Origin of the sequence: Enterobacter cloacae complex sp. P6RS (genome assembly GCF_014982245.1) — a bacterium.
Taxonomy (GTDB): domain Bacteria; phylum Pseudomonadota; class Gammaproteobacteria; order Enterobacterales; family Enterobacteriaceae; genus Enterobacter; species Enterobacter bugandensis.
In genome coordinates this window covers 36113-63050 of record NZ_JADCLB010000021.1, presented here as the reverse complement: position 1 = coordinate 63050, position 26938 = coordinate 36113, and the positions used below count along the sequence as shown (strand labels likewise).

The 26938-nt window shown below is 54.7% G+C and carries 23 protein-coding genes; 2 read left to right on the top strand and 21 right to left on the bottom strand.

Going from position 1 to position 26938, the window contains the following annotated elements; genetic code table 11:
* Positions 1 to 180: 180 nt before the first annotated feature.
* The 13 genes from cpoB to mngA form a co-directional block, all read right to left on the bottom strand.
* Positions 181 to 975 (bottom strand): cell division protein CpoB, encoded by a 795-nt coding sequence (cpoB, locus tag INF73_RS16200; RefSeq protein WP_028012389.1) that lies wholly within the window; start codon positions 973 to 975, stop codon positions 181 to 183.
* Between the two features lie 9 nt (positions 976 to 984).
* Positions 985 to 1506, bottom strand: coding sequence for a peptidoglycan-associated lipoprotein Pal (pal, locus tag INF73_RS16195; RefSeq protein ID WP_003858578.1), 522 nt, complete (start codon positions 1504 to 1506; stop codon positions 985 to 987).
* A gap of 35 nt (positions 1507 to 1541) precedes the next feature.
* Positions 1542 to 2834, bottom strand: a complete 1293-nt coding sequence (tolB, locus tag INF73_RS16190; RefSeq protein WP_013097529.1) for a Tol-Pal system beta propeller repeat protein TolB — start codon at positions 2832 to 2834, stop codon at positions 1542 to 1544.
* Between the two features lie 134 nt (positions 2835 to 2968).
* Positions 2969 to 4222 carry a cell envelope integrity protein TolA gene (gene tolA / locus INF73_RS16185; RefSeq protein WP_193541581.1) on the bottom strand — a complete coding sequence of 418 codons (1254 nt, stop codon included), beginning with the start codon at positions 4220 to 4222 and terminating at the stop codon, positions 2969 to 2971.
* Between the two features lie 28 nt (positions 4223 to 4250).
* Complete coding sequence (tolR, locus tag INF73_RS16180; RefSeq protein WP_003858589.1) at positions 4251 to 4679, bottom strand: colicin uptake protein TolR; 429 nt, start codon at positions 4677 to 4679, stop codon at positions 4251 to 4253.
* A gap of 3 nt (positions 4680 to 4682) precedes the next feature.
* On the bottom strand, positions 4683 to 5375 hold the full coding sequence (tolQ, locus tag INF73_RS16175) for a Tol-Pal system protein TolQ (RefSeq protein WP_008501101.1): 693 nt from the start codon (positions 5373 to 5375) through the stop codon (positions 4683 to 4685).
* Positions 5372 to 5776 (bottom strand): tol-pal system-associated acyl-CoA thioesterase, encoded by a 405-nt coding sequence (gene ybgC / locus INF73_RS16170; RefSeq protein ID WP_028012387.1) that lies wholly within the window; start codon positions 5774 to 5776, stop codon positions 5372 to 5374. The genes tolQ and ybgC overlap by 4 nt, the downstream gene beginning before the upstream one ends.
* 148 nt (positions 5777 to 5924) lie before the next feature.
* Positions 5925 to 6215: a cyd operon protein YbgE gene (gene ybgE, locus INF73_RS16165; RefSeq protein ID WP_008501100.1), complete on the bottom strand. Its 291-nt coding sequence runs from the start codon at positions 6213 to 6215 to the stop codon at positions 5925 to 5927.
* Complete coding sequence (gene cydX, locus INF73_RS16160) at positions 6215 to 6328, bottom strand: cytochrome bd-I oxidase subunit CydX (RefSeq protein WP_003858598.1); 114 nt, start codon at positions 6326 to 6328, stop codon at positions 6215 to 6217. Before cydX ends, ybgE begins: the two co-directional genes overlap by 1 nt.
* Positions 6329 to 6342: 14 nt before the next feature.
* Positions 6343 to 7482 carry a cytochrome d ubiquinol oxidase subunit II gene (gene cydB, locus INF73_RS16155; protein WP_049138488.1) on the bottom strand — a complete coding sequence of 380 codons (1140 nt, stop codon included), beginning with the start codon at positions 7480 to 7482 and terminating at the stop codon, positions 6343 to 6345.
* 15 nt (positions 7483 to 7497) lie between these two features.
* Positions 7498 to 9066, bottom strand: a complete 1569-nt coding sequence (gene cydA / locus INF73_RS16150) for a cytochrome ubiquinol oxidase subunit I (RefSeq protein ID WP_028012385.1) — start codon at positions 9064 to 9066, stop codon at positions 7498 to 7500.
* Between the two features lie 680 nt (positions 9067 to 9746).
* Positions 9747 to 12377: a mannosylglycerate hydrolase gene (gene mngB, locus INF73_RS16145; protein WP_193542107.1), complete on the bottom strand. Its 2631-nt coding sequence runs from the start codon at positions 12375 to 12377 to the stop codon at positions 9747 to 9749.
* Between the two features lie 24 nt (positions 12378 to 12401).
* Entirely contained in the window at positions 12402 to 14318 is a 1917-nt protein-coding gene (mngA, locus tag INF73_RS16140) for a PTS 2-O-a-mannosyl-D-glycerate transporter subunit IIABC (protein WP_193542110.1), read from the bottom strand.
* A 171-nt stretch (positions 14319 to 14489) separates the two neighbouring features.
* Between mngA and INF73_RS16135 the strand changes: the two genes are divergently transcribed.
* Entirely contained in the window at positions 14490 to 15209 is a 720-nt protein-coding gene (locus INF73_RS16135) for a GntR family transcriptional regulator (RefSeq protein WP_028012382.1), read from the top strand.
* Positions 15210 to 15292: 83 nt separating this feature from the next.
* On the opposite strand, the gene sucD is transcribed toward INF73_RS16135, so the two are convergent.
* The 8 genes from sucD to sdhC form a co-directional block, all read right to left on the bottom strand.
* Complete coding sequence (gene sucD / locus INF73_RS16130; RefSeq protein WP_008501094.1) at positions 15293 to 16162, bottom strand: succinate--CoA ligase subunit alpha; 870 nt, start codon at positions 16160 to 16162, stop codon at positions 15293 to 15295.
* Positions 16162 to 17328 (bottom strand): ADP-forming succinate--CoA ligase subunit beta, encoded by a 1167-nt coding sequence (gene sucC, locus INF73_RS16125; protein WP_006809579.1) that lies wholly within the window; start codon positions 17326 to 17328, stop codon positions 16162 to 16164. Before sucC ends, sucD begins: the two co-directional genes overlap by 1 nt.
* A gap of 95 nt (positions 17329 to 17423) precedes the next feature.
* Positions 17424 to 18644 carry a 2-oxoglutarate dehydrogenase complex dihydrolipoyllysine-residue succinyltransferase gene (gene odhB, locus INF73_RS16120; protein WP_047367747.1) on the bottom strand — a complete coding sequence of 407 codons (1221 nt, stop codon included), beginning with the start codon at positions 18642 to 18644 and terminating at the stop codon, positions 17424 to 17426.
* A 14-nt stretch (positions 18645 to 18658) separates the two neighbouring features.
* A complete protein-coding gene (gene sucA, locus INF73_RS16115) occupies positions 18659 to 21466 on the bottom strand; it encodes a 2-oxoglutarate dehydrogenase E1 component (RefSeq protein WP_045261080.1) in 2808 nt (935 codons plus the stop codon).
* A 223-nt stretch (positions 21467 to 21689) separates the two neighbouring features.
* Complete coding sequence (gene sdhB, locus INF73_RS16110; protein WP_008501090.1) at positions 21690 to 22406, bottom strand: succinate dehydrogenase iron-sulfur subunit SdhB; 717 nt, start codon at positions 22404 to 22406, stop codon at positions 21690 to 21692.
* 15 nt (positions 22407 to 22421) lie between these two features.
* Positions 22422 to 24188 carry a succinate dehydrogenase flavoprotein subunit gene (gene sdhA, locus INF73_RS16105; protein WP_041910764.1) on the bottom strand — a complete coding sequence of 589 codons (1767 nt, stop codon included), beginning with the start codon at positions 24186 to 24188 and terminating at the stop codon, positions 22422 to 22424.
* Positions 24188 to 24535 carry a succinate dehydrogenase membrane anchor subunit gene (sdhD, locus tag INF73_RS16100; protein WP_003858621.1) on the bottom strand — a complete coding sequence of 116 codons (348 nt, stop codon included), beginning with the start codon at positions 24533 to 24535 and terminating at the stop codon, positions 24188 to 24190. The genes sdhA and sdhD overlap by 1 nt, the downstream gene beginning before the upstream one ends.
* Positions 24529 to 24933 (bottom strand): succinate dehydrogenase cytochrome b556 subunit, encoded by a 405-nt coding sequence (gene sdhC / locus INF73_RS16095; protein WP_026080740.1) that lies wholly within the window; start codon positions 24931 to 24933, stop codon positions 24529 to 24531. The genes sdhD and sdhC overlap by 7 nt, the downstream gene beginning before the upstream one ends.
* Before the next feature lie 638 nt (positions 24934 to 25571).
* Between sdhC and INF73_RS16090 the strand changes: the two genes are divergently transcribed.
* The gene (locus tag INF73_RS16090; RefSeq protein WP_028012378.1) at positions 25572 to 26855 is read left to right on the top strand and encodes a citrate synthase; all 1284 of its coding nucleotides are present in this window, start codon (positions 25572 to 25574) and stop codon (positions 26853 to 26855) included.
* The last annotated feature ends 83 nt before the right edge of the window (positions 26856 to 26938 follow it).

Sequence of the window (26938 nt, the reverse complement as noted above, 5' to 3'; positions counted from 1 at the left end):
CCAACTGAGCTAACGACCCACTTTTATGCTGCTTTCACGTTGTTTGATATCCCGTGGCAACGGCGGCATATATTACTGATTTAAGAATTCTGCGCAACAAAAATTTCGATGAAGATCACTTAACTGCTTAGTAATCATGCTGCACGACCAGAAATAACGCGATTTCTGGTCATGCGATAATCATCCCATCGAATTCAGGCGTTTTTGCGCCTGCTTAGCACCTTCGGTGCCGGGGAATTTTGCGACCACCTGCTGATACACCGCTTTGGCTTTCGCCGTGTCGCCTTTGTCCTGCATGATCACGCCAACCTTAAACATCGCATCTGGCGCTTTCGGCGATTTCGGGTAATTTTTTACCACGGAGGCAAAATAAAACGCCGCATCGTCCTTTTTACCCTTGTTGTAATTCAACTGACCGAGCCAGTAATTCGCATTTGGCTGATAGGTTGAGTCAGGGTATTTCTTGATAAAGTTCTGAAACGCAGCGAGCGCGTCATCCTGACGAGATTTATCCTGCACCAGGGCAATGGCCGCATTGTAATCCGTATTCGCGTCACCGCTCTGTACAGGCGCTCCTGTTGAGGCTGAAGCATCAGCAGACGGCGCAGGCGCTGAGGTTGCCGCGCCGCTTTGATCGCCCGCTGCGGGTTGTGCTGCTGCACCGCCGCTGCTGAGGCTATCTATCTGCAATAAAATTTGCTTCTGACGTTCCACAACCTGGTTAAGCTGATACTGACTTTCCTGAATCTGACCACGGAGAGAGTCAATATCGTTTTGGTTATCGGAAAGTTGCTGCTGGAGTTGGGTTAAAAGCTGACTGTGAGCGTTAGAAATACGCTCGAGCTGAGTGACCCGGTCTTCTACCGAGCCTGAGCCGACACTACTGATTGGTGCCTGAGCAAAAGCGGCCCAGGGGGCCGCTATTCCAACCAGTAACGACAGACTCAACAGATGATGTCTGAAGTTACTGCTCATGCAATTCTCTTAGTAAACCAGTACGGCACGACGGTTTTTGGAGTAAGCCGCTTCGTCGTGACCCAGTACTGCAGGTTTTTCTTTACCGTAAGAAACGATGGAGATCTGGTCAGCAGAAACGCCTTTACCCTGCAGGTACATCTTAACGGCGTTAGCACGACGTTCACCCAGGGAGATGTTGTACTCTGGAGTACCACGTTCGTCCGCGTGACCTTCTACGGTGACTTTGTAAGATGGGTTGCTACGCAGGAAGTTAGCGTGAGCATCCAGCATCGCAGCGAAGTCAGAACGGATGTCGTATTTATCCAGATCGAAGTAAACGATGTTGTTCTGCTGCAGCTGCTGCATCTGAAGACGCGCTTGCTCTTCAGAAGACATGTTGCCATTGCCGTTCGCGTCCATACCGGTACCGGCACCCATCATGCCTTCGCCGCTCTGGTCATTGCTGGCGTTCTTGTTAGAAGAACACGCTGCGATTGCCATTACAGGCAGAGCGATCATCAGCCCCTTCAGCACTTTGTTCAGTTGCATTTCTATGATTCCTTTAGTAATCAATTAATTATTATTTACAGATACGGCGACCAGGCAGGTGATTTTACCTGTCCATCAGTGGCCGGAATACGCGCTTTGAAACGCCCATCTGTAGAAACCAGATTCAGCACAGATCCCATCCCCTGAGAAGAGCTGTAGATTACCATAGTGCCGTTAGGTGCCAGACTTGGCGTTTCATCCAGGAACGTTGACGACAGAACTTGAACGCCACCCGCTACCAGATCTTGTTTGGCAATGTGCTGCTGCCCACCGTTGGAGCTGACCATTACCATGAATTTACCGTCGCTGCTCACGTCTGCGTTCTGGTTCTGAGAGCCTTCCCAGGTGATACGCTGCGGAGCACCGCCGTTAATGTTCACTTTATAGATTTGTGGACGGCCTGCCTGGTCAGAAGTAAACGCCAGGTTTTGGCTGTCCGGGAACCATGATGGTTCAGTATTGTTGCTGCGACCGTCGGTCACCTGACGGATCTGGCCAGAGCCAATGTCCATCACGTACAGGTTCAGGCTACCGGTTTTAGACAGCGCAAACGCCAGTTTAGACCCATCTGGAGAGAAGGAAGGCGCACCGTTGTGACGTGGGAACGACGCTACCTGACGCACCGCACCGTTAGCCAGCGTCTGGATAACCAGCGCAGAACGACCACTTTCGAAGGTCACGTAGGCCAGCTTAGAACCGTCCGGAGACCAGGCTGGAGACATTAGCGGCTGTGAAGAGCGTTTCACCAGGAACTGGTTGTAACCGTCGTAGTCAGAGACGCGCAGCTCGTACGGGAACTGACCGCCGTTGGTCTGTACCACATATGCGATACGGGTACGGAACGCACCTTTAATACCGGTCAGCTTTTCGAATACCGCGTCGCTGGCCGCGTGTGCCGCGTAGCGCAGGTACTGTTTAGTGACCTTGTAAGAGTTCTGTGCCAGAACGGTACCCGGTGCACCGCCGGTATCCACCAGCTGCCAGGCCACGTTGTAAGAACCGTCCGGGTTAGGCGTAACCTGCCCCACCACCACGGCATCGATACCCAGCGCAGACCATGCAGCAGGCTGGACTTCCTGCGCACTGCCCGGCTGCTGCGGCAGACGAGAACGATCTAACGGGTTGAATTTACCGCTGTTACGCAGGTCAGCCGCCACGATGCCACCGGCATCTTCAGGTGCAGCGCCAGGACCGGCCCACTGGAACGGAACAACACCGATTGGGCGTGCCGAGTCCACCCCCTGGGTGATCTCGATACGTACTTCTGCGTGCAGGACTGCTGCCCACAGCATTAAAAAACTAAATGCTACACGTAATGCCTGCTTCATCATATCTCCCTTATCCAGGTAACCTTACCCACGATAATTTAGCAGAATGTTAACAAACTCAAATAGACAAAACTACCCGAACCCTGTGACTAAACCTGGTCTATTTTTCCCCGTTTGCACGGGGAAAATGTAACTTAAGGTTTGAAGTCCAGCGGCGCATTTTTGAAGACTTCGTAGACTGCCTGAGAAGGCGGTTTAGGCATCTTCGCCTGACGCGCTGCAGCCAGAGCCGCAGTACATAAAGCCGGGTCGCCACCTTCAGACTTAATATCAAGCAGCATGCCGTCCGGAGCCAGTTTTATACGCAGCGTACACGTTTTACCGGCATAGGAAGACGCATCGTAGAACCGGCTTTCAATCGCCGATTTAATCTGCGCGGCATAGCCGTTGATTTCAGCCCCTGTCGCACCGTTACTCTTAGTGTTACCACTTCCGGTCGGCGCTGCGTTGTTTCCTTTCGCGCCACCGCCCGTTTTCGGTGCATTCTTACCGGAGCTTAAATCCCCCAGCAGATCGTCAACCCCTGCAGCGGCCGCGGCTTTCTCAGCGGCAGCAGCCTTTTTAGCAGCCGCTTTTTCAGCAGCTGCTTTCTTATCGGCAGCGGCCTTCTCAGCTGCAGCTTTTTTATCAGCAGCGGCTTTTTCAGCGGCGGCAGCTTTTTCGGCAGCAGCCTTCTCAGCCGCAGCGGCTTTCTTCGCAGCCTCGGCAGCCGCTTTCTTCTCTGCGTCCTGAGCGGCTTTCTTCGCGGCTTCGGCTTCAGCTTTCTTCTGTGCGTCAGCAGCGGCTTTCTTCGCGGCTTCCGCCTCAGCTTTCTTCTGGGCATTCGCAGCGGCTTTCTTCGCGGCTTCGGCCTCAGCTTTCTTCTGGGCATCGGCAGCCGCTTTCTTCGCCGCTTCTGCCGCTAATTTTGCCTGGGCATCAGCCTGCGCTTTGGCATCCGCTGCGGCTTTTGCTGCCGCCTCTTCCGCCTGCTTTTGCTGTTCCTGCGCTTTCTTCGCGGCCTCTTCGGCTTGCTTCTGCTGTTCCGCCTGCGCTTTCGCGGCTTCCTGCGCCTGCAAACGTTCTTTCTCAAGCTGCTTCAAACGCTCCTGCTCGGCAGCCTGCTTTTCACGCAGCTCTTCCGCCTGCTGTTGCGCCTGTTTTTCACGCTGCTCTTCAGCCCGTTTGGCACTCGCCTTCTGCTGTTGTTCGCGATTATAGTTTTGCACTACCGCACCGGGATCCACCATTACGGCGTCAATGGAAGACCCTCCACCGCCGCCTGCTGATGCATCAATATGCTCGTCGAACGAACTCCAGATCAGCGCTGCAAAAAGAATAACGTGCAGCACTGCGGAGACGATTATCGCTCGCTTAAGCTTGTCGTTCTGTTCGGTTGCCTTTGACACTATCGGTTCCCAAAAACTACGCGGATGATCAAATAGGTTGAGTCATTAAGCCAACAGACTTAACACCCGCACTATGTAGCAAGTTCAGCGCTTTAATAATTTCATCGTAGGGTACGTCTTTCGCGCCACCGATTAAGAAGACCGTTTTCGGATTTGACTCCAGGCGACGCTGCGCTTCGGCAATAACCTGCTCAGGTGGCAGCTGATCCATACGATCTTTCTCTACCACCACGCTGTACTGCCCTACGCCGGAAACTTCAATGATGACCGGAGGATCGTCATTGGTGCTCACCGCCTGTGATTCTGTCGCATCCGGCAGATCGACTTCCACACTCTGGGTAATGATGGGCGCTGTTGCCATGAAGATCAGCAGCAGTACCAGCAGAACGTCCAGCAGTGGCACGATATTGATTTCGGACTTGAGCTCGCGACGACCTCGTCCACGCGATCTGGCCATGGTTTACCCCTTGTTGCTCTCGGTGCTGGTAAACGCCTGACGGTGCAGAATCGCGGTGAACTCTTCCATAAAGTTGTCGTAGTTCAGTTCCAGTTTGTTCACGCGCTGGTTCAGACGGTTGTAAGCCATTACCGCCGGAATTGCCGCAAACAGACCGATAGCGGTCGCAATCAGTGCTTCAGCGATACCCGGTGCAACCATCTGCAACGTCGCCTGCTTCACCGCGCCCAGCGCGATAAAGGCGTGCATGATCCCCCACACGGTACCAAACAGACCGATATACGGGCTGATAGAACCCACGGTACCGAGGAAAGGAATGTGCGTTTCAAGATTTTCCAGCTCGCGGTTCATGGAGATACGCATCGCACGCGATGCCCCTTCCACGACGGCTTCCGGCGCATGATTGTTTGCCCGATGCAGACGAGCGAACTCTTTGAATCCGCTATAGAAAATTTGTTCGGAGCCGGTCAGATTTTCACGGCGTCCCTGGCTCTCCTGATACAGGCGAGAAAGTTCAATACCCGACCAGAACTTATCTTCAAATGCTTCCGCTTCACGGCCAGCAGCATTGAGGATACGCGTTCTCTGGATAATGATGGCCCAGGATGCGATTGAAAAACCAATCAAAATCAACATGATAAGTTTAACCAGAAGGCTTGCCTTCAGGAACAAATCAAGGATATTCATGTCAGTCACTGCTTAAACTCCGCGACAATAGACTTAGGAAGCGCACGAGGCTTCATTATGGTTGGATCAACACAAACAATCAGTACTTCAGCTGAGTTCAGTACGGTGTTCTCTGAGTTGACTATCCGCTGCGTGAAAACCAGTGAGGTCCCGCGCATTGATGTAATTTCTGTTTGGACTTCGAGCATATCGTCGAGTCTGGCAGGCGCAAAATACTCAAGCGTCATCTTGCGTACCACGAAGGCAACTCGCTCAGCCAACAGCACCTGTTGACTAAAGTGATGATGGCGCAGCATCTCTGTGCGTGCCCGTTCATAAAAAGCAACGTAGCTGGCGTGGTAAACCACACCACCGGCATCGGTATCTTCGTAATAGACACGAACCGGCCATCGAAACAGCGTTGTATTCACTTTACATCCCAGTAATGCAACAAAAGTTAGAGCTTTTAAACTTCGCTACTATACGCGCGGGAAAGATGGTTTGGAATGGGGGAAAGTAAACGGAGAGTAAATTTTTATGGGCTCGGGTAAGCCCATAACGTTAACGGACATTTCTTATTCAGAAGAAGAAGAAAATCAAACCGGCGAGAAGCACCAGATCGGCAATCAGCGGGCAAAAAATTCCCTGCCAGTGAACGGCTTTCGGACGAAAGCCCACGCCGTGGATCACCCCGGCACACACTGCCCACATGATGAGGAAGCCGTGCCAGATCTCAAGCTCGCTGGTCTTTGCCGCAAAGCGCGACGGGTCCCAGAAGATACAGCCTGCCAGCAGTAATGCCATCACTAAAGAAAGCGCCCGTAACGGGCGCTTATCCATTACCGCGTAAAGCTTCGCGATAATATTCATCAGTGTTTTTCTTCACCCGCTTTGGTCGCTTCGACGTGCTCAAGCGCCAGGGCAGTGATGACACCAAAAGCACAGGCAAGAAGCGTCCCTAAAATCCATGCGAAATACCACATATTCAGCTCCTTACTTAGTACATAGAGTGGCTGTTGCTTTCGATATGTTCTTTGGTGATACGACCGAACATTTTCCAGTAACACCAGATGGTGTATGCCAGAACAATCGGAACGAACACGCAAGCAACGTAAGTCATTAAGTTCAGCGTCATATGGCTGGAGGTTGCATCCCACATGGTCAGGCTAGCATTCAGCATGGTGCTGGATGGCATGACGAATGGGAACATGGCAATACCCGCCGTCAGGATGATGCACGCCAGCGTCAGTGAAGAGAACACGAACGCCAGAGCACCTTTCTCCAGACGAGACGTCAGCACGGTCAGCAGCGGCAGCAGCACGCCCAGAGCCGGGATCGCCCACAGCGCAGGGGTATTGTTGAAGTTCACCAGCCATGCACCAGCCTGACGCGCCACTTCTTTGGTCAGCGGGTTAGACGGTGCCGAGTGGTTAATCGCAGACGTCACCACGTAGCCATCAATACCGTACACCACCCACACGCCTGCCAGAGCGAAGCAAACCAGGGTCACCAGTGCCGCCACCTGAGCAGTAGCACGGGAACGCAGGTGCAGTTCACCCACAGTACGCATCTGCAGGTAAGTTGCGCCCTGAGTGATGATCATCGCCACGCTCACCACACCGGCCAGTAGGCCAAACGGATTCAGCAGCTGGAAGAAGTTACCGGTGTAGTAAAGACGCATGTATTCATCGAGGTGGAACGGTACGCCCTGCAGCAGGTTACCGAATGCCACGCCAATCACCAGCGGTGGAACGAAGCTACCAATGAAGATGCCCCAGTCCCACATGTTGCGCCAGCGGGTATCTTCAATCTTGGAACGGTAGTCGAAACCGACCGGACGGAAGAATAAAGAGGCCAGCACCAGAATCATCGCCACATAGAAGCCGGAGAACGCAGCCGCGTAGACCATCGGCCAGGCAGCGAACAGCGCGCCGCCTGCGGTGATCAGCCACACCTGGTTACCGTCCCAGTGAGGGGCGATGGAGTTAATCATGATTCGACGCTCGGTGTCATTACGACCGAGGAAACGGGTGAGCATCCCCACCCCCATGTCGAAACCATCCGTGACGGCGAAACCGATCAGCAGAACGCCAACCAGCAGCCACCAGATAAAACGCAATACTTCATAATCGATCATTTGATGACTCCTGTCTTAGCGTGCCGGCTGAGTAGTCACAGTGGACTGCTCGTAGTGATAGCGACCGGTTTTCAGGCTGCTTGGGCCAAGGCGCGCGAACTTGAACATCAGGAACAGTTCAGCCACCAGGAACAGGGTGTACAGACCACAGATCAGCAGCATGGAGAAGATCAGGTCGCCTGCCGTCAGGGAAGAGTTCGCGACCGCCGTTGGCAGCACCTCACCAATCGCCCATGGCTGACGGCCATACTCCGCTACAAACCAGCCGGATTCAATCGCGATCCACGGCAGTGGAATACCGTACAGCGCGGTGCGCAGCAGCCATTTTTTCTCGCCGATGCGGTTACGAATCACGGACCAGAAGGACGCCGCAATGATCAGCAGCATGATGATGCCGCAGCCCACCATGATGCGGAATGCGAAGTACAGTGGCGCAACGCGTGGAATCGAGTCTTTGGTCGCCATCTGAATCTGTGCTTCCGTCGCATCAGAAACGTTCGGGGTATAACGTTTCAGCAACAAACCGTAGCCCAGGTCTTTCTTCACGTCGTTAAATTGATCGCGAACGGCCTGATCGGTAGAGCCGGCACGCAGCTGTTCCAGCAGCGAGTAAGCCTTCATACCGTTACGGATACGCTCTTCGTGCTGAACCATCAGCTCCTTCAGACCCGTTACCTGCTTATCGACAGAACGGGTTGCGATGATACCCAGCGCGTAAGGAATTTGGATGGCGAAGCGGTTTTCCTGCGCGTCCTGATCGGGAATACCGAACAGCGTAAAGGCAGCAGGCGCCGGTTGGGTTTCCCATTCGGCTTCGATAGCGGCCAGTTTGGTTTTCTGCACGTCACCCATTTCGTAACCGGATTCATCACCCAGAACGATAACGGAGAGGATTGCAGCCATACCGAAGCTTGCAGCGATAGCAAAGGAGCGCTTGGCAAACGCGAAGTCACGACCGCGCAGCATATAGTAGGAGCTGATACCCAACACGAACATCGCGCCGCACACGTAGCCAGATGCCACGGTGTGAACAAATTTAACCTGAGCAACCGGGTTCAGGACCAGCTCGGCAAAGCTGACCATCTCCATACGCATGGTTTCGAAGTTGAAGTCAGACGCGATCGGGTTCTGCATCCAGCCGTTCGCCACCAGGATCCACAGCGCGGACAGGTTCGAACCTAATGCCACCAGCCAGGTTACGGCCATGTGCTGGACTTTACCCAGACGGTCCCAACCGAAGAAGAACAGACCTACAAAGGTGGATTCGAGGAAGAAGGCCATCAGGCCTTCAATGGCCAGCGGCGCACCGAAGATATCCCCTACATAGTGGGAATAGTAAGACCAGTTAGTCCCGAACTGGAACTCCATGGTCAAACCGGTTGCCACGCCCAGCGCGAAGTTGATACCGAACAACTTGCCCCAGAACTTGGTCATATCTTTATAAATCTGTTTGCCGGAGAGGACGTAAACTGTTTCCATAATTGCCAGCAGGAACGCCATACCGAGCGTCAGCGGCACAAACAGGAAGTGGTACATCGCGGTCAAGGCAAACTGTAAGCGCGACAGTTCGACTACGTCTAACATTATGACTCCTTGCTCATCGCATGAAGACTCCGAGAGTGAACCCCGTCAGAATGAGATTCACACGCATGCCCCAATACAAATTATTCGCATCCTGGTCGTCGTTATTACCCTGGAGAAGGATAAAAACGATGACGACAGGTTACAAATAGGTTAATAAAAAACTCAAATTGATCCCGCAAATATAATACGCTGCAAAACCCTTACAATAAACAGGTTTTTATTGAATCACATTTACGTTTTTCGACGGCGATCAATTTATAGCAAAATTACCACTTTTCGGCCATTTTGATCGGGGACAATTTAGCGCTTTTCGGCATCTTTTTCCAAGCATTAAACTTTGATTTAAATCAAAAACCGGTCTTGATGTTAATCATGTTTAGCTGCGGTGAGAATGGTAAAAACCATGTTAATGATATGTGCATGCAAAGATGCGATTGGTTATCGAAGACCAAAAAAAATATAAACAGAAGTGATTTTAATTAACGCGAGAGAAAAATGCCCTGTCGAAGCGGGACAAACAATAAGCGTAGCTGGGCCAGTTTATTTTTCCATTCTGTTTTTGCAACTCTTAGAAATTACATTTGATTTACTTTTATTATCCCGGAAGTTAACACCGAAGCGTGACTATTTAATGAAAAAAGGCCGCAAACTCTGCGGCCTTTTGATCGTGTCAGCGGTTTTCAGGCAAGAAGAATGCTGAAGGTTCGTGACTGTCCCGGTCTGAACGCCCCGACGATGCCCTCTTCTTCACAATTGTCTGTTATCCGTTCATTCATGTCCGTTTCGCAGCACCGTTTCACGGTCGGATCCACGGATAACGTCGCGTCACATGCGCTGGACTCGGAAGGGTTGAACAGACGAAGAATGAGCTCGTCTCGATCTTCAGCCTTTTTGAGCGTACTGAGCACGCATCCCGTGGGCGAAAGCGCCAGCAGGCTGTAGCTTTCCGGCGTGGTAAACGACGAGCGATTGAGCTTCATCGCGTCCCAGGGAATTTTGTTATAGCACTGCACCGGCGTTAACCACGATTTAGCCTGCTGCGCGACGCCCGCGTTTTCCGGCGTTCCACTGAAGCTGAAGAGGCTAAAGCGACAGCTTAACGAACCGCGCACCTGGGAGTCAGGAACAGGCATTTTGATTCCTGAAGGTCTACCGGGGCGCAACAGCAAATCTTCTTTGCCGAGTAACCCCACGCCGCGCAGCAGGGTCAGGGCAAAGGCTTTTTTATCCTCGCCTACTACTTCAAACTCGCGCAGCCCTTCGGTGAACAGCGCAAGCCCGTTTCGTTTTTCCTGCAGGACGGCATAGTTGAGTAAATTCCAGACGGGAACCGGCGCTTCTTTCCACCCCTCCTCCTGCCAGTTTTCCATCGCCGCATCCTGCACCGGACGAGTGAGGGTGCCAAACTGAGTATCCGCTAACACGCCCTGGGTTGTAAACGGCGTAGGGATCAGCACGCGAACGCGGTGGTCGTCAGCCTGATTATCCAGACGCACCGCCACATCAATACGCCTGCTGTGGTGGCTAAGCGTGATTTCAACCTCAGCGCCGAGAGACCCGTTTCGCTGACCCGCCGCGCGTTCGGCCAGATTAGCCGGTACCGCGATCTGATGGCGAATCACCGCCCTGCTCTGCCAGCCTTCGTGTATAACCTCGACCTGATGCTCGCCCTGCGCTGAAGTGAGTCTCCACTCTTCCCGCGAAGGCGAGTAGTCGTACTCATCGCCATCATCCGAACTCTCTTCGATTTCCAGCACCCGGTCATAAATCAGCCCGGTTTCTTTGTCGCGCAGGCGCAGCGTACCGTCGTTATTTAAATCAATCTGCCAGAAGGCGTTTTCGAGCAAGGATTCGGTGTTTATCACCGGAGAGATCACCTTCCCGGCCACGTTTGGCTCGATAAACAGCGTACGGTAGCCCATCGACGGCAGTATCTGGCTGAGCTGAATATAAAACTCCATAAACGGCTCATAATTACCGTAATGGACAATTTGCCGGTCAATGAGACCAGGGTCCAGCTCGCGCGCGCTGCGAATGAAATACGGGATCTCGTTGCCTTTATCATCCAACAGACGGAACTGGCTGGCGCGCAGTCGAATCGTGGTGTTCAACACCTCTTCACGCGGCCAGGGCATCAGGTTGAACATCACCAGTTTGTCGGCGTCGCTTTTCGGCATGTTGTCGACAATCTTGCGCATATAGAAACGCACCAGGTTATCTGCCATGTCTTCAGCCAGTTCAAAACGAGAGACAATCTCACGATGCACCTTGTCGCTGCAGCAGCAGCCGATGCTGTCGTGAGCGTGGTTTTTAAGGATCTCTTTCCACATCTTCTCCAGCAGGCCGTGGTGATAATCGAAGCCCAGCGTCCATGCAAGCGTCGCCAGCGGTTCGAGGATGTTGACAATTTTGTTCTCAATACGCGCATGGGCAATTTTGATATCCATGCGCGTGGAGCCGATTGTCCGGTGCACGCGCATGTATTTCCCGTCGATAAACTCCCCTTTCAGGGTCGCCAGTTCATCGCGGCGTGCCTCAATGTGGTCAAACACCTCTTCAAAGCGGCTCATTACAAATTGACGCTGCGGATAGATTTCACGCAGCTTATCCATCACGGAGAAAATGTTCTGCTGCAGCGGCATCTGATCGTGACCGTTGGGCAGCAAAATCTCTTTGGTGACGGAGGCCTTTTCCAGAACGTCGAAATAGCTGTCGAGCCGTTTTCGCAGCCCGGCTTCGTCCTCCGGTAAGTACTTACCAATCGCGTAGCCCAGCGGCAGCACCTGCGCCGTGACTTCACTGCCGTCCTGGCTCTGCCAGAGAAATTCGGTTTTATCGGTCCCGTGTCGTTCCGAGCAGCCGCGCCAGAACATCGTCCGGGTAATGCCAAATCCGTTATAGATATGCGGAAGCTGGCCGGACATACCAAACGAATCCGGCAGATAGCCGATCTTCATCGGCTCGCCGAACGCCATACAGTCCCGGATGCCGTACATCAGGTTGCGGACAATCGACTCGCCGCTGACAATCGTGGTATCGGTCTGGGTATACCAGGGGCCGATAATCAGTTTTCCGCGCTCCACCAGCGCCTTTACCCGCGCGCGGTTTTCGGGCACGACGGCAAAATAATCTTCCAGCACCGCCGTCTGGCCATCAAGGACGTAATATTTATACTCGTCGTCCTGCTCCAGGCGGGTCAGGATCTCTTCCATATTATTGACCAGAAGAATACGCGACTCTTCAGTGGTGAAGTACCACTCACGGTCCCAGTGCATATGCGGCGTGATATGAACGCGAGATACAGCTTTCATCTTCGTTTCCTGTTTTGTGAGTTTTTACGGTATGGCGTCTTCTGTGAGGTACTTGCCCTTTTTTACCGCCTGACGTCGCCAGAGCAGCAGAACAAACGTGGAGACAGCAGTCCCCGCCAGCGCCGCGCCAAACCAGCCCGCCGCCGCAACCACACCGCCCAACCCGGCATCGTGAAGTAAAAAGAGAGAGAAAATCCCGGCCCCCGGGGTAGACAACCCGATCCCCATCGCACCGACAGCCGCGCCTGTTACCATGGAGCCGAGCACAAATGAGCCAATGACGCGAAGCGGATCTTCAATCGCCATCGGGATCGCCCCTTCGGTAATCCCCGCGAGGCCGAGCAGCCAAGTCGATTTACCGGTTTCAATTTCAAACGGTTTAAACAGCTTCGGCGCCAGCATCGTCGACGCCGTCACGGTAAAGGCCGATACCATTTTGACGGAGGCAAAGATCGCGTAAGGACCATAAACGCCGTTCGCCATCGCCCCCAGGCAGAACGCATAAGAGGCTTTATTAACCGGGCCACCCAAATCGAATGAGCACATAAACCCGAGGATTGCCCCCAGAAGCAGCGCATTCGCGCCGGAGAGACCGTTAAGCCAGACGGTGAGCGTGTTATTGAGCCAGGCCACCGGTTCGCCAATCACAAACAGCATCAGGCTGCCCGCGCCCAGCACGCCAATCACCGGATAGAGATAAAAAGTCAGAAAGCCGTTGTAGCGGCTACTGAGCCGGATGTGGTTTTTCACCCAGCGCATCAGGTAGCCCGCGATCAGCCCGCCGACGATAGCGCCCAGAAAACCGGAGCCGATCATATTGGCAGCAAGACCGGCCGCAAAGCCCGGCGTCAGCGCGGGTTTATCCGCCAGCGAATACGCGGTATAGGCCGCCAGAACAGGTACCATCAGAATGCCGAGCATGCCGCCGCCAAGTTTGCGGTACATCCACAGCCACGAGTTTTCCTGGTCAAACAGGTGCTGCAGGCCCAGGATTTGCGCCAGCAGTACCGACACGGCCAGCACGGTACCGCCAGCGACGATCAGCGGCACCGCAAAAGAGATACCGCTGAGAAGTGCCTGCTTGAGTTCAGTTTTAACGCTCTTTTTCGTTTCGGTATCGACATGCACAGGACGCGCATCGGATGCAGGCTGCAGCGCCAGCGCGCGTTCAATCAGCGCTTCAGCATGGCGCAGAGGCTCCGCGACGGGCACGGAGATGGCGGGGATCCCCTGAAAACGCTCGCTCTCTTTGATCGCCACTTCTGCGGCAAAAATGCACGCTTTGGCCTCACGAAGCTGCTGCACGGTGATGCGCCCCTCAATGCCGTTTGCCCCCTGCTTTTCGACCACCACGTTGACGCCAAGCTTGCGTCCCGCTTTTTCCAGGTACTCTGCGGCCATATAGGTATGCGCGATCCCGGCCGGACAGGCGGTCACGCAGACGATTGTCGGGGCATTCAGCGCGACGCCTGCCTCTTCCATGTCAGGAGCAGCTTCAAGCGCAGCAAGCACGTCTTCCGCCGTGGTAGCAGCCATCACGCGCGCCCTGAGATCGTCATCCGCCAGGCGAGACGTCAGCTCCGTCAGCACCTGAATATGGGTTGAACCCGCTTCTGCTGGCGGAATGGCGAGCAGAAAAACCAGCTCAATCTCTTCCGGCCCGTCCACGCCTTCCCATGCAAGCGGTTCTCGCAGAGTTGCCACGGCAAAAGCCGCCTCCTTCACGACGGCTGATTTACCGTGAGGAACGGCCAGTCCTTCACCCAGCGCGGTCGGCCCAAGCGATTCCCGATGAAACACCTCCTCCAGAAACGCATCGGCATCAGCGATTTTGCCCAGCGCCACCAGCCGCGCCGTAAGCTGACGGATTGCCTCATCCCGGCGGGTAAACTGCGCCTGAACGCAAACAGCACGCGGATCGGTCAGAGTCGTCAGGTTCATAAAGATCCTCACCTATACAGAGTTATTGTCTGGGGAGGATTCTGGCAGACCTGATAATACATTTATGTGATCACTTTCACTAAAAGCCAAATTTGTATTTTAATTGTATTATTTACAAATCATCAGTTGAATGCATAATTCCCTGAAAAGGTATTAAGCAGGCGCGATAAAATGGGCAACAAACCGATGTATCGGCAAATAGCCGATGCGTTCCGCGAGAAAATCAACGCCGGGGAATTAAAACCCGGAGACGCGCTGCCGACGGAGTCCAGTCTTCAGGAGGCGTTTCGCGTCAGCCGCGTCACCGTGCGGCAGGCCCTGAAACTGCTCGCCGATGAGCAGATCATCGAAAGTATTCAGGGCAGCGGCTCTTATGTAAAAAAAGAGGAGCGCGTCAATTACGATATTTATCAGCTCACCGGCTTTTACGAAAAGCTGGCGGATCGTCATGTCGATACGCACAGTGATGTCAAAATTTTTGAAGTGGTGAAAGCCGATGCACGGCTGGCGGCAACATTAGCGGTTGGCGTGGAAGATAAGGTCTGGCACGTTAAGCGCGTGCGATTCATCAAGCAGAAGCCGGTGAACCTGGAGGAGACATGGATGCCGCTGGCCATGTTTCCCGACCTCACCTGGGAAGTGATGGAGAATTCGAAATATCACTACGTTGAGCAGATCAAAAAGCTGGTTATCGATCGCAGCGAGCAGGAGCTGATGCCGATCATGCCGTCAGAGGAGGCGATCGCCGCGCTGTCGCTCGATCCGGCAAAGCCGATCCTGGAAAAAGTCTCCCGCGGGTTCCTGAAGGACGGACGGGTGTTTGAATACAGCCGCAACGTGTTCAATACCGACGACTACAAGTTCACTCTCGTCGCCAGACGCAGGCAATAAAAAAGGCCGCTTTATAGCGGCCAACCATGTCGAAACGGACATTTTTATACTTCATCGCTCCCCGTTCGGGGAGCAGAGAGGACTTACTTAATGATGGATTTCAGTGCTTCGCCGATATCCGCCAGGCTGCGAACGGTCTTCACGCCTGCGGCTTCCAGCGCGGCAAACTTCTCATCAGCCGTACCTTTACCGCCGGCGATGATCGCGCCCGCGTGGCCCATACGCTTGCCTTTCGGCGCAGTCACACCCGCGATGTAGCCCACGACTGGCTTGGTCACGTGTTCTTTGATGTAAGCAGCCGCTTCTTCTTCCGCGCTACCGCCGATCTCACCGATCATCACGATCGCTTCGGTCTGCGGATCTTCCTGGAACAGCTTCAGGATGTCGATGAAGTTAGATCCCGGGATTGGGTCACCGCCGATGCCCACGCAGGTGGACTGGCCGAAGCCATAGTCGGTGGTCTGCTTAACCGCTTCATAGGTCAGGGTACCGGAACGGGAAACGATGCCCACTTTGCCCGGCTTGTGAATGTGGCCAGGCATGATGCCGATTTTGCATTCGCCCGGAGTGATCACGCCTGGGCAGTTCGGGCCGATCATGCGCACGCCTGCTTCGTCCAGCTTCACCTTCACGGTCAGCATATCCAGGGTCGGGATGCCTTCGGTGATGGTGATGATCAGCTTGATGCCTGCGTCGATCGCTTCCAGAATGGAGTCTTTGCAGAACGGTGCCGGAACGTAGATCACGGTCGCGGTTGCGCCCGTCGCTTCTACCGCTTCACGCACGGTGTTGAACACCGGCAGGCCCAGGTGCGTGGTGCCGCCTTTACCTGGCGTTACGCCGCCAACCATCTGCGTGCCGTAGGCAATCGCCTGTTCGGAGTGGAAAGTCCCCTGGCTACCGGTGAAGCCCTGGCAGATAACCTTGGTATCTTTATTAATTAAAACTGACATTATTTCCCCTCCACTGCGGCAACAACCTGCTGAGCTGCATCCGTCAGACTTTTCGCTGCAATAATATTCAGGCCGCTGTCAGCCAGTTTTTTCGCGCCGAGTTCAGCGTTGTTACCTTCCAGACGCACTACCACCGGAACGTTAACACCCACTTCTTCTACCGCACCGATGATGCCGTCAGCAATCAGGTCGCAACGGACGATGCCGCCGAAGATGTTAACCAGTACCGCTTTAACGTTGTCGTCAGAGAGGATGATTTTGAACGCTTCGGTTACGCGCTCTTTGGTTGCGCCACCGCCCACGTCGAGGAAGTTTGCCGGCTCACCGCCGTGCAGCTTAACGATGTCCATGGTGCCCATCGCCAGGCCCGCACCGTTAACCATGCAGCCGATGTTGCCATCCAGCGCCACGTAGTTCAGCTCCCACTGAGCAGCCTGTGCTTCACGCGGGTCTTCCTGAGACTGGTCGCGCATTTCGCGCAGATCCGGCTGGCGGAACAGCGCATTGCCGTCAGCGCCCAGCTTGCCGTCGAGGCAGATCAGGTCGCCCTGGGTGGTGATCACCAGCGGGTTGATCTCAATCAGCGCCAGATCGCGCTCAAGGAAGATAGTCGCCAGGCCCATGAAGATCTTGGTGAACTGCTGAACCAGCTTGCCTTCCAGACCCAGCTTGAACGCCAGCTCGCGACCCTGATAAGGCATTGGGCCCGCCAGCGGATCGATAGCCACTTTGTGGATCAGGTGCGGGGTCTCTTCCGCCACTTTTTCAATTTCCACGCCGCCTTCGGTAGACGCCATGAACACCACGCGACGGGAGCTACGGTCAACCACCGCGCCCAGGTACAGCTCTTTCGCGATGTCGGTCGCCGCTTCGACCAGGATCTGGTTAACCGGCTGGCCGTTCGCATCTGTCTGGTAGGTCACCAGACGCTTGCCGAGCCAATGTTCAGCAAACGCACGAATCTCTTCTTTGCTCTTAACAACCTTCACACCGCCCGCTTTACCACGGCCACCAGCGTGAACCTGACATTTAACTACCCACGGGCCGGAACCGATTTTAGATGCGGCTTCTTCTGCTTCACGCGGGGTAGTACAGGCATAACCCACCGGAGCCGGTAAGCCATACCGGGCAAACAGCTGTTTGGCCTGATATTCATGTAAGTTCATGTGTTCTATCCATCCTTCAGGGTAATCGTTATCTTCAAACCTGTAGACCGGCGCAGCGTGCGCCGGCCTACGGGGCAGGTGATGCTAAATCGTGACTAGACGTCCAGCAGCAGACGCGTTGGATCTTCCAGCAGCTCTTTAATGGCTACCAGGAAGCCCACGGACTCGCGGCCGTCGATCAGGCGGTGGTCGTAAGAGAGCGCCAGGTACATCATCGGCAGGATCTCAACTTTACCGTCAACCGCCATCGGGCGATCTTTAATGGCATGCATACCCAGGATCGCGCTCTGCGGCGGGTTAATGATCGGGGTAGACATCAGCGAGCCGAATACGCCGCCGTTGGTAATGGTGAAGTTACCGCCGGTCAGGTCGTCTACGGTCAGCTTGCCGTCGCGGCCTTTCACGGCCAGCTCTTTGATTTTCTTCTCGATGTCAGCCATACCCAGGGTATCTACATCACGCAGAACCGGGGTCACCAGGCCGCGTGGGGTAGAAACCGCCATGCTGACGTCGAAGTAGTTGTGGTAAACCACGTCATCGCCATCGATAGACGCGTTCACTTCCGGGTAGCGTTTCAGCGCTTCAACTACCGCCTTCACGTAGAAGGACATGAAGCCCAGACGGATACCGTGACGTTTTTCAAACGCGTCACCGTACTGCTTACGCAGGTCCATGATTGGCTTCATGTTCACTTCGTTGAAGGTGGTCAGCATCGCGGTAGAGTTTTTCGCTTCCAGCAGACGCTCGGCCACGCGCTTGCGCAGGCGCGTCATCGGTACGCGTTTTTCGCTGCGGGCACCCAGAGCAGGCTGTGCTGCCGGCGCGGCCACAGGGGCTTTCGCTTCCGCCTGAGCAGGCGCTTTCGCCAGGTGCTTGTCGATGTCTTCGCGGGTCAGGCGACCGCCCACACCGGTGCCTTTGATGGCTGCCGGGTCAAGGCTGTGTTCAGCCAGCAGGCGACGGATCGCCGGGCTGAGGGCGTCGTTAGACTGTTCTTCCAGAGACGCCTGCTGGCGCTGCGCTGGCGTAGAGGCTTTCTCTTCAGACTTCGCGCTGGACTCTTTGCCCGCGCTGTTGCCTTCACGCAGGCGACCCAGGATCTGACGAGAGGTGACGGTGGTGCCTTCATCTTCCAGCACCGCGTCCAGAACGCCATCCGCCGAAGCCGGTACTTCCAGTACCACTTTGTCAGTTTCGATTTCTACCAGCACTTCATCGCGCTTAACGGCATCGCCTGGTTTTTTGTGCCAGGTAGCGACGGTCGCATCTGCTACGGATTCAGGCAGGTCGGGAACAAGAATATCTACGCTACTCATTATGTATCCTTTAATTAATCGACGTTCAGCGCGTCATTGACCAGATCTTGTTGCTGCTTCTGGTGAACGGACATATACCCTACCGCCGGAGAGGCGGAGGCCGGGCGACCTGCATAGCGCAGGGCTGACCCAAATGGAATCACTTCACGGAAATGATGCTGGCTGCAGTACCATGCGCCCTGGTTGAGCGGCTCTTCCTGGCACCAGACAAAATCATGTACGTGAGCGTACTGTTTCAGCACTTCCTGCATCGCCTGATGCGGGAACGGATAAAGCTGTTCGATACGCACGATGGCGACATCTTTCTGATCGTTCTTACGGCGCTGTTCCAGCAGGTCGTAATAAACCTTACCAGAACACATCACCACACGCTTAACGGCCTGCGGATCCAGCTCGTCAATTTCACCGATGGCTGGCAGGAAGGTGCCGTTCGCCAGCTCTTCCAGGCTGGAGACCGCCAGCGGATGACGCAGCAGGGATTTCGGCGACATCACCACCAGCGGACGGCGCATACCGCGCAGCGCCTGACGACGCAGCATGTGGTACACCTGAGCCGGGGTGGACGGCACGCAGACCTGCATGTTCTGCTCGGCGCAGAGCTGCAGATAACGTTCCAGACGCGCGGAGGAGTGCTCCGGACCCTGGCCTTCATAACCGTGCGGCAGGAGCATCACCAGGCCACACATGCGGCCCCACTTCTGCTCGCCGGAGGAGATGAACTGGTCGATAACGACCTGCGCACCGTTGGCGAAGTCACCGAACTGCGCTTCCCAGATGGTCAGGGTGCGCGGTTCCGCAGTTGCGTAGCCGTATTCGAAGGCCAGTACCGCTTCTTCAGACAGCACGGAGTCCCAGACCTTGAACTGGCCCTGACCGTTATGCACGTGCTGCAGCGGAGTGTAGGTTGAACCGTTAGACTGGTTGTGAACCACTGCGTGACGGTGGAAGAAGGTCCCACGGCCCGCATCTTCACCGGACAGACGAACAGGGATCCCTTCGTCAACCAGCGTTGCGTAGGCCAGCGTTTCCGCCCCGCCCCAGTCGAACAGCTTCTCGCCTGCCGCCATGGACTGACGGTCGGCGTAGATTTTCGCCACGCGAGACTGCATCTCGATAGCGTCCGGCACGGTGCTGATGCGTTTAGCCAGCTCCTGCAGGCGCTTCATCTCAACCTTGTTCGGGTAGCTCTCATCCCACTCGTGGTTGAGGTACGGCGACCAGGTAAAGGAGTGCATGTTCATCGGACGCAGCTCTTTCACCACGCATTCACCCGCGTCCAGCGCGTCGCGGTAGAGGTTGACCATTTCGGTCGCATCCTCCAGCGTCGCCACCTTGTCGCTTTCCAGCTTGTCAGCATAGATTTTGCGCGGGGTCGGGTGTTTTTTGATTTTCTGGTACATCAGCGGCTGGGTTGCACTTGGCTCATCCGCTTCGTTGTGGCCGTGACGGCGGTAGCAGAAGAGGTCAATGAACACATCGCGCTTAAAGGTATTACGGAAGTCCAGCGCCAGACGGGTCACGAAAGCCACGGCTTCCGGGTCATCCGCGTTAACGTGGAAGATCGGCGCCTGTACCATCTTACCGATGTCGGTGCAGTACGGGGTAGAACGGGCATCCAGCGGGTTAGAGGTGGTGAAGCCCACCTGGTTGTTGATCACGATGCGAACGGTACCGCCCACTTCATAACCACGCGCTTTCGACATGTTCAGGGTTTCCTGAACCACGCCCTGCCCTGTGACCGCCGCATCACCGTGGATGGTGATTGGCAGCACTTTATTGCTGCTCGGCTCGTCCAGACGATCCAGACGCGCGCGCACGGAACCGATAACCACCGGGCTGACGATTTCCAGGTGTGACGGGTTAAACGCCAGCGCCAGGTGAACCAGACCGCCTTCGGTTTCGATATCTGACGAGAAGCCCATGTGGTACTTCACGTCGCCGGTGCCGAGGTGTTCTTTATGTTTGCCCGCGAATTCGTCGAACAGGTCCTGCGGTTTTTTACCCAGCACGTTGACCAGCACGTTCAGACGACCACGGTGCGCCATGCCGAGCACCACTTCACGGGTGCCGCTCTTGCCTGCGTGGCGAATCAGCTCTTTCAGCATCGGCACCAGCGCGTCGCCGCCTTCCAGCGAGAAGCGTTTTGCGCCCGGGAACTTCGCGCCCAGATAGCGCTCAAGCCCTTCCGCTGCGGTCAGTTCGCTGAGGAAGCGTTTCTTCTCGTCGGCCGAGAAGGTCGCGTGGCCCGCTACGGATTCGATGCGCTGCTGAATCCAGCGTTTCTCTTCGGTAGAGGTAATGTGCATATATTCCGCGCCGATGGAGCCGCAGTAGGTTTGCTTGAGCGCGTCAATCAGATCGCCCAGCTTCATCGTGTCTTTGCCGATGGCAAAGGAACCTACGTTAAAGCTTTCCTGGAAATCGGCCTCGGTCAGGTCGTGATACGCCGGATCGAGATCGGCCACACGTTCCTGCTGCCACAGTCCCAGCGGATCGAGATTCGCATGCTGGTGACCACGGAAGCGATAAGCGTTGATAAGCTGCAGGACTTTAACCTGCTTCGCATTGGTGTCAGGGTCGGAAATCGCAGAAGAGTAACGTGAGGCATCCTTCGCCAGACGACGGAAATAATCACGTGTTTTTGAATGGAATTGATCCGGTTTGACCCCTGTACCAGGCAACTGCTGGAACATGGAACGCCAGTTTGCGTCCACTGAGTCAGGATCGGTTAAGAAGTCTTCATAGAGCTGTTCTATCCAGCTCTGGTTGGCACCAGAGAGGTAAGAAGAGTCCAGCCAGGCTTTCATTGCGCCGTTCTGCATCGTGATCCCTTAAGCATTTTTATGCTTACTTTCGCCGTAGAAACTACCACGCACACCGCGTGTACGTGCCGGGGTTCACCTGCGAGCTCTTTTCATTTGGCCCGCGAAGGAACCTTTAGAAACTGTCTAGACTTCAGGGCAGTTTTTAAAGGTTTCTGCAATTTATTCCCTCTCCCTTTGGGAGAGGGTTAGGGTGAGGGGAACAGCGCTCCCCTCTCACTACTTACGCACTGCGCTGCAGCAGCATCGACTTAATATGGCCGATGGCGCGCGTCGGGTTCAGCCCCTTCGGACACACACTGACGCAGTTCATGATGCTATGGCAGCGGAATACGCTGAAAGCGTCACTCAGTCCTTCCAGACGGCTGTCGGTTTCGGTGTCGCGGCTGTCGATCAGGAAGCGATAGGCAGCCAGCAGACCGGCCGGGCCGATAAACTTGTCCGGATTCCACCAGAACGACGGGCAGGACGTTGAACAGCATGCGCAGAGAATACACTCGTACAGACCATCGAGTTTTTCACGCTGCTCAGGAGACTGTAAGTGCTCGCGAGCGGGTGGATTTTGCCCATTATTCAATAAGTAAGGCTTAATCTTCTCATATTGTGCATAGAATTGCCCCATGTCTACCACCAAATCACGCACGACCGGCAGGCCTGGCAGAGGACGGATAACAATTTTCTGACCAGGACGCTGCAGCGCTGAAATTGGCGTGATGCAGGCCAGGCCGTTTTTGCCGTTCATGTTCACACCGTCAGAGCCACATACCCCTTCACGGCAGGAGCGGCGGAACGACAGCGTAGGATCTTTCTCTTTCAGCTGGATTAAGGCATCCAGCAGCATCATGTCACGACCTTCTTCCGCTTCGAGGGTATAGTCCTGCATGCGCGGAGCGTCATCAACATCCGGGTTATAACGATAAACTGAGAATTCGAGTTTCATTATCCTGTCTCCGCATTAGTAAGTACGAATCTTCGGCGGGAACGCCGGACGCAGTTTCGGTTCCATGTTGACGTTACGACGCGTCATGGTTTCCGACTCTGGCAGATACAGGGAATGGCACAGCCAGTTTTCATCGTCACGATCCGGGAAGTCGAAGCGGCTATGGGCGCCACGGCTTTCGGTACGGAAGTTTGCCGACATCGCGGTTGCGAATGCGGTTTCCATCAGGTTATCCAGCTCCAGGCACTCAACGCGCTGGGTGTTGAACTCGCTGGAGGTGTCGTCCAGACGGGCATTTTTCAGACGCTCGCGGATCGCCTTCAGCTGCTCAAGGCCTTTGGCCATCGCATCGCCTTCGCGGAATACCGAGAAGTTGTGCTGCATGCACTCCTGCAGCGCTTTACGGATTTCCACCGGATCTTCGCCGTTACGGTTACCGTTCCAGCGGTTGAGGCGTTCAAGAGAGGCGTCGATTTCGTCGTCGGTTGCATCACGCAGCGCGCCCTGCTCGGCAATGGACTCCTGCAGATGCAGACCCACCGCACGACCAAATACCACCAGGTCCAGCAGGGAGTTGCCGCCCAGACGGTTGGCGCCGTGTACGGATACGCAGGCGATTTCGCCTACCGCGAACAGGCCAGGAATGACCACGTCTTCGCCCTGCTCGTTCACGGTCAGCGCCTGACCGGTCACTTTGGTCGGAATACCGCCCATCATATAGTGGCAGGTTGGGATAACCGGGATCGGCTCTTTCACCGGATCGACGTGCGCGAAGGTACGGGACAGTTCCAGGATGCCCGGCAGACGGGATTCCAGCACTTCTTTACCCAGATGGTCGAGCTTCAGCTTCGCGTGTGGACCCCATGGGCCATCGCAGCCGCGGCCTTCACGGATTTCGATCATGATGGAACGCGCCACCACGTCACGACCCGCCAGGTCTTTCGCATTCGGGGCATAACGCTCCATGAAGCGCTCGCCGTGTTTGTTCAGCAGGTAGCCACCTTCACCGCGGCAGCCTTCAGTGACCAGCACGCCCGCACCGGCGATACCGGTTGGGTGGAACTGCCACATCTCCATGTCCTGCACCGGTACGCCGGCGCGGATAGCCATACCGACACCGTCACCGGTGTTGATATGGGCGTTGGTGGTGGATTGGTAAATACGGCCTGCACCGCCGGTCGCCAGCACGGTCGCGCGGGCTTTGAAGTAAACCACTTCACCGGTTTCGATGCACAGTGCGGTACAGCCAACAATTGCGCCATCGGCGTTTTTCACCAGATCCAGCGCATACCACTCGGAGAAGATGGTGGTGTGGTTTTTCAGGTTCTGCTGATACAGGGTGTGCAGCAGTGCGTGACCGGTACGGTCAGCCGCCGCCGCGGTGCGTGCCGCCTGCTCGCCGCCGAAGTTTTTCGACTGGCCGCCAAACGGACGCTGATAGATGGTGCCATTTTCCAGACGGGAGAACGGCAGACCCATGTGATCCAGCTCCAGAATCGCTTCCGGGCCGGTTTTACACATATATTCGATGGCATCCTGGTCGCCGATGTAATCGGAACCTTTTACCGTGTCGTACATGTGCCATTCCCAGTTATCTTCATGGGAGTTACCCAGCGCAACGGTAATACCGCCCTGCGCGGACACAGTGTGGGAACGGGTCGGGAACACTTTAGAGAGCAGCGCACAGGTCTGGCCGCTCTGGGAAATTTGCAGTGCGGCGCGCATACCTGCGCCACCCGCACCAATCACAACAGCATCAAATTCTCTGACTGGCAGTTTCATTACACACCCCACACCACAACAAATCCATAAATGACGTAAACCAGCAGCGCAACAACAATAATCAGTTGCAGCGGAAGGCGAATCGCCAGCGGTTTAACGTAATCGGTCAACACCTGCCACATGCCGATCCAGGCATGGATAAGGATGGAGAACAGGGCCAGCAGGGTGAACACTTTGGTGAAGGCCGATCCGAAGAAACCACTCCAGATTTCCCACGTCAGCGTGCCGCTGGTCGCGAAGAAACCGATCATATAGATGATGTAAAGGGTGAGAACGATGGCGGTAGCACGGACCAGAATGAAGTCATGTACGCCGTTGCGTCCTAATGCGGAGGCGTTGCTTACCATACGAGAACTCCTGCGAGAAGTGAAAGCACGACAGTGATCACAAATGAAATGTTCGCGGTACGTTTCCCGGCCTCGAACGTCTCTTCCAGATAGCCAAAGTCCATCAGCATGTGGCGTACGCCGCCAACAACGTGATAGGCCAGCGCGGTGAGAATGCCCCACATGATAAATTTCACGAAGAAGCTATTCATGATGGCCGAGGCCTGGAGGAATCCTTCAGGGGAAGAGAGGCTGGTGCCCAGTAACCACAGCAAAATACCGACCGCCACAAACGTAATCACACCAGAAACACGGTGCAGAATGGACGCTATTGCTGTTACGGGGAACCGGATCGTTTTGAGATCCAGATTGACAGGTCTTTGTTTTTTCACATTTCTTATCATGAATAACGCCCACATGCTGTTCTTATTGTTTCCTTCCTCCGGACTGCGATGCGGGTCAAGCAGCGTTCCTTTTCTATAACTGCGCGTCATGCAAAACATTGCTTCCAAATGCTAAAACGACACGTTACAACGCTGGGTGGCTCGGGATTGCAGGGTGTTCCGGAGACCTGGCGGCAGTATAGGCCGTTCACAAAATCATTACAATTAACCTACATACAGTTTGTTGGGTTTTCTCTGGAACAGTGATCAGGGTCACGATAACAACATCTTTTTAATTTTTAATCATCTGATTTGACAAATGTTAAACAATATTGTTACAAACGTCATCAGAAAAGGCATATAATGCGCAAAAGTTATGAGGTCTCTCTTTCACCTGACAAATAGTTATGTAACAGTGTGATGGTATTGACCGAAGTTATCAGGACAGTTATTAGTGATATACAGGTTTGAATAATTCGGACTGCAAAAACGCTGATTTGCCGTTGTTTCACTGAAATTTCATTCGTTTACCTGCAAGGCGCCATAGCTCTGTACCCTGGTTACTCCTCGTGAGCTGAGCGGTAAGCCAAATAACAATCTGGTAACGGTGATTAACAGCTGAAGGCAAATCCGGTAAAAGCAGTCTTAAGCATAAGGCGCTAAGGAGACCGTAAATGGCTGATACAAAGGCAAAACTCACCCTAAATGGTGATGATGCTATTGAACTGGATGTGCTAAAAGGCACGCTCGGTCAGGATGTTATTGATATCCGTACGCTGGGTTCCAAAGGAGTATTTACCTTTGACCCTGGATTTACCTCTACCGCATCTTGCGAATCCAAAATCACCTACATTGACGGTGACGAAGGTATCCTGCTCCATCGCGGCTTCCCCATCGATCAGTTAGCCACCGAATCCAACTATCTGGAAGTGTGCTACATCCTGCTGAACGGCGAAAAGCCGACGCAGGCGCAGTACGATGAATTCAAAACCACCGTAACTCGTCACACCATGATCCATGAGCAGATTACCCGTCTGTTCCATGCGTTCCGTCGTGACTCTCACCCAATGGCGGTGATGTGCGGGATTACCGGTGCGCTGGCGGCGTTCTACCACGACTCACTTGACGTGAATAACCCGCGTCACCGTGATATCGCGGCGTTCCGCCTGCTGTCCAAAATGCCGACCATGGCGGCGATGTGCTACAAATACTCCATCGGCCAGCCGTTTGTGTACCCACGTAATGACCTCTCCTACGCCGGCAACTTCCTGCGCATGATGTTCTCCACGCCGTGCGAAGAGTATGAAGTAAATCCGGTGCTGGAACGCGCGATGGACCGTATTCTGATCCTGCACGCTGACCACGAGCAGAACGCCTCTACCTCTACCGTCCGTACCGCAGGCTCTTCAGGCGCGAACCCGTTCGCCTGTATCGCTGCGGGCATCGCCTCCCTGTGGGGACCGGCACACGGCGGCGCGAACGAAGCGGCGCTGAAGATGCTGGAAGAGATCAGCACCGTTGAGCACATTCCAGAGTTCGTGCGTCGCGCGAAAGACAAGAATGACTCCTTCCGCCTGATGGGCTTCGGTCACCGTGTTTACAAAAACTACGACCCGCGCGCAACCGTTATGCGTGAGACCTGCCATGAAGTGCTGAAAGAGCTGGGCACCAAAGACGATCTGCTGGAAGTGGCGATGGAGCTGGAACACATCGCGCTGAACGACCCGTACTTCATCGAGAAGAAACTCTACCCGAACGTCGATTTCTACTCTGGCATTATTCTGAAAGCGATGGGCATTCCGTCTTCCATGTTCACCGTGATCTTCGCCATGGCGCGTACCGTGGGCTGGATTGCGCACTGGAACGAAATGCACAGCGAAGGCATGAAAATCGCCCGTCCTCGTCAGCTGTACACCGGCTACGAGCAGCGTGATTTTAAGTCTGACCTGAAGCGCTAAAAGACGTTGGGTGCGGCCTGATGCCCTCACCCCGGCCCTCTCCCACATGGAGAGGGAGAAAACCTTAAAAACGGTAACCCTTG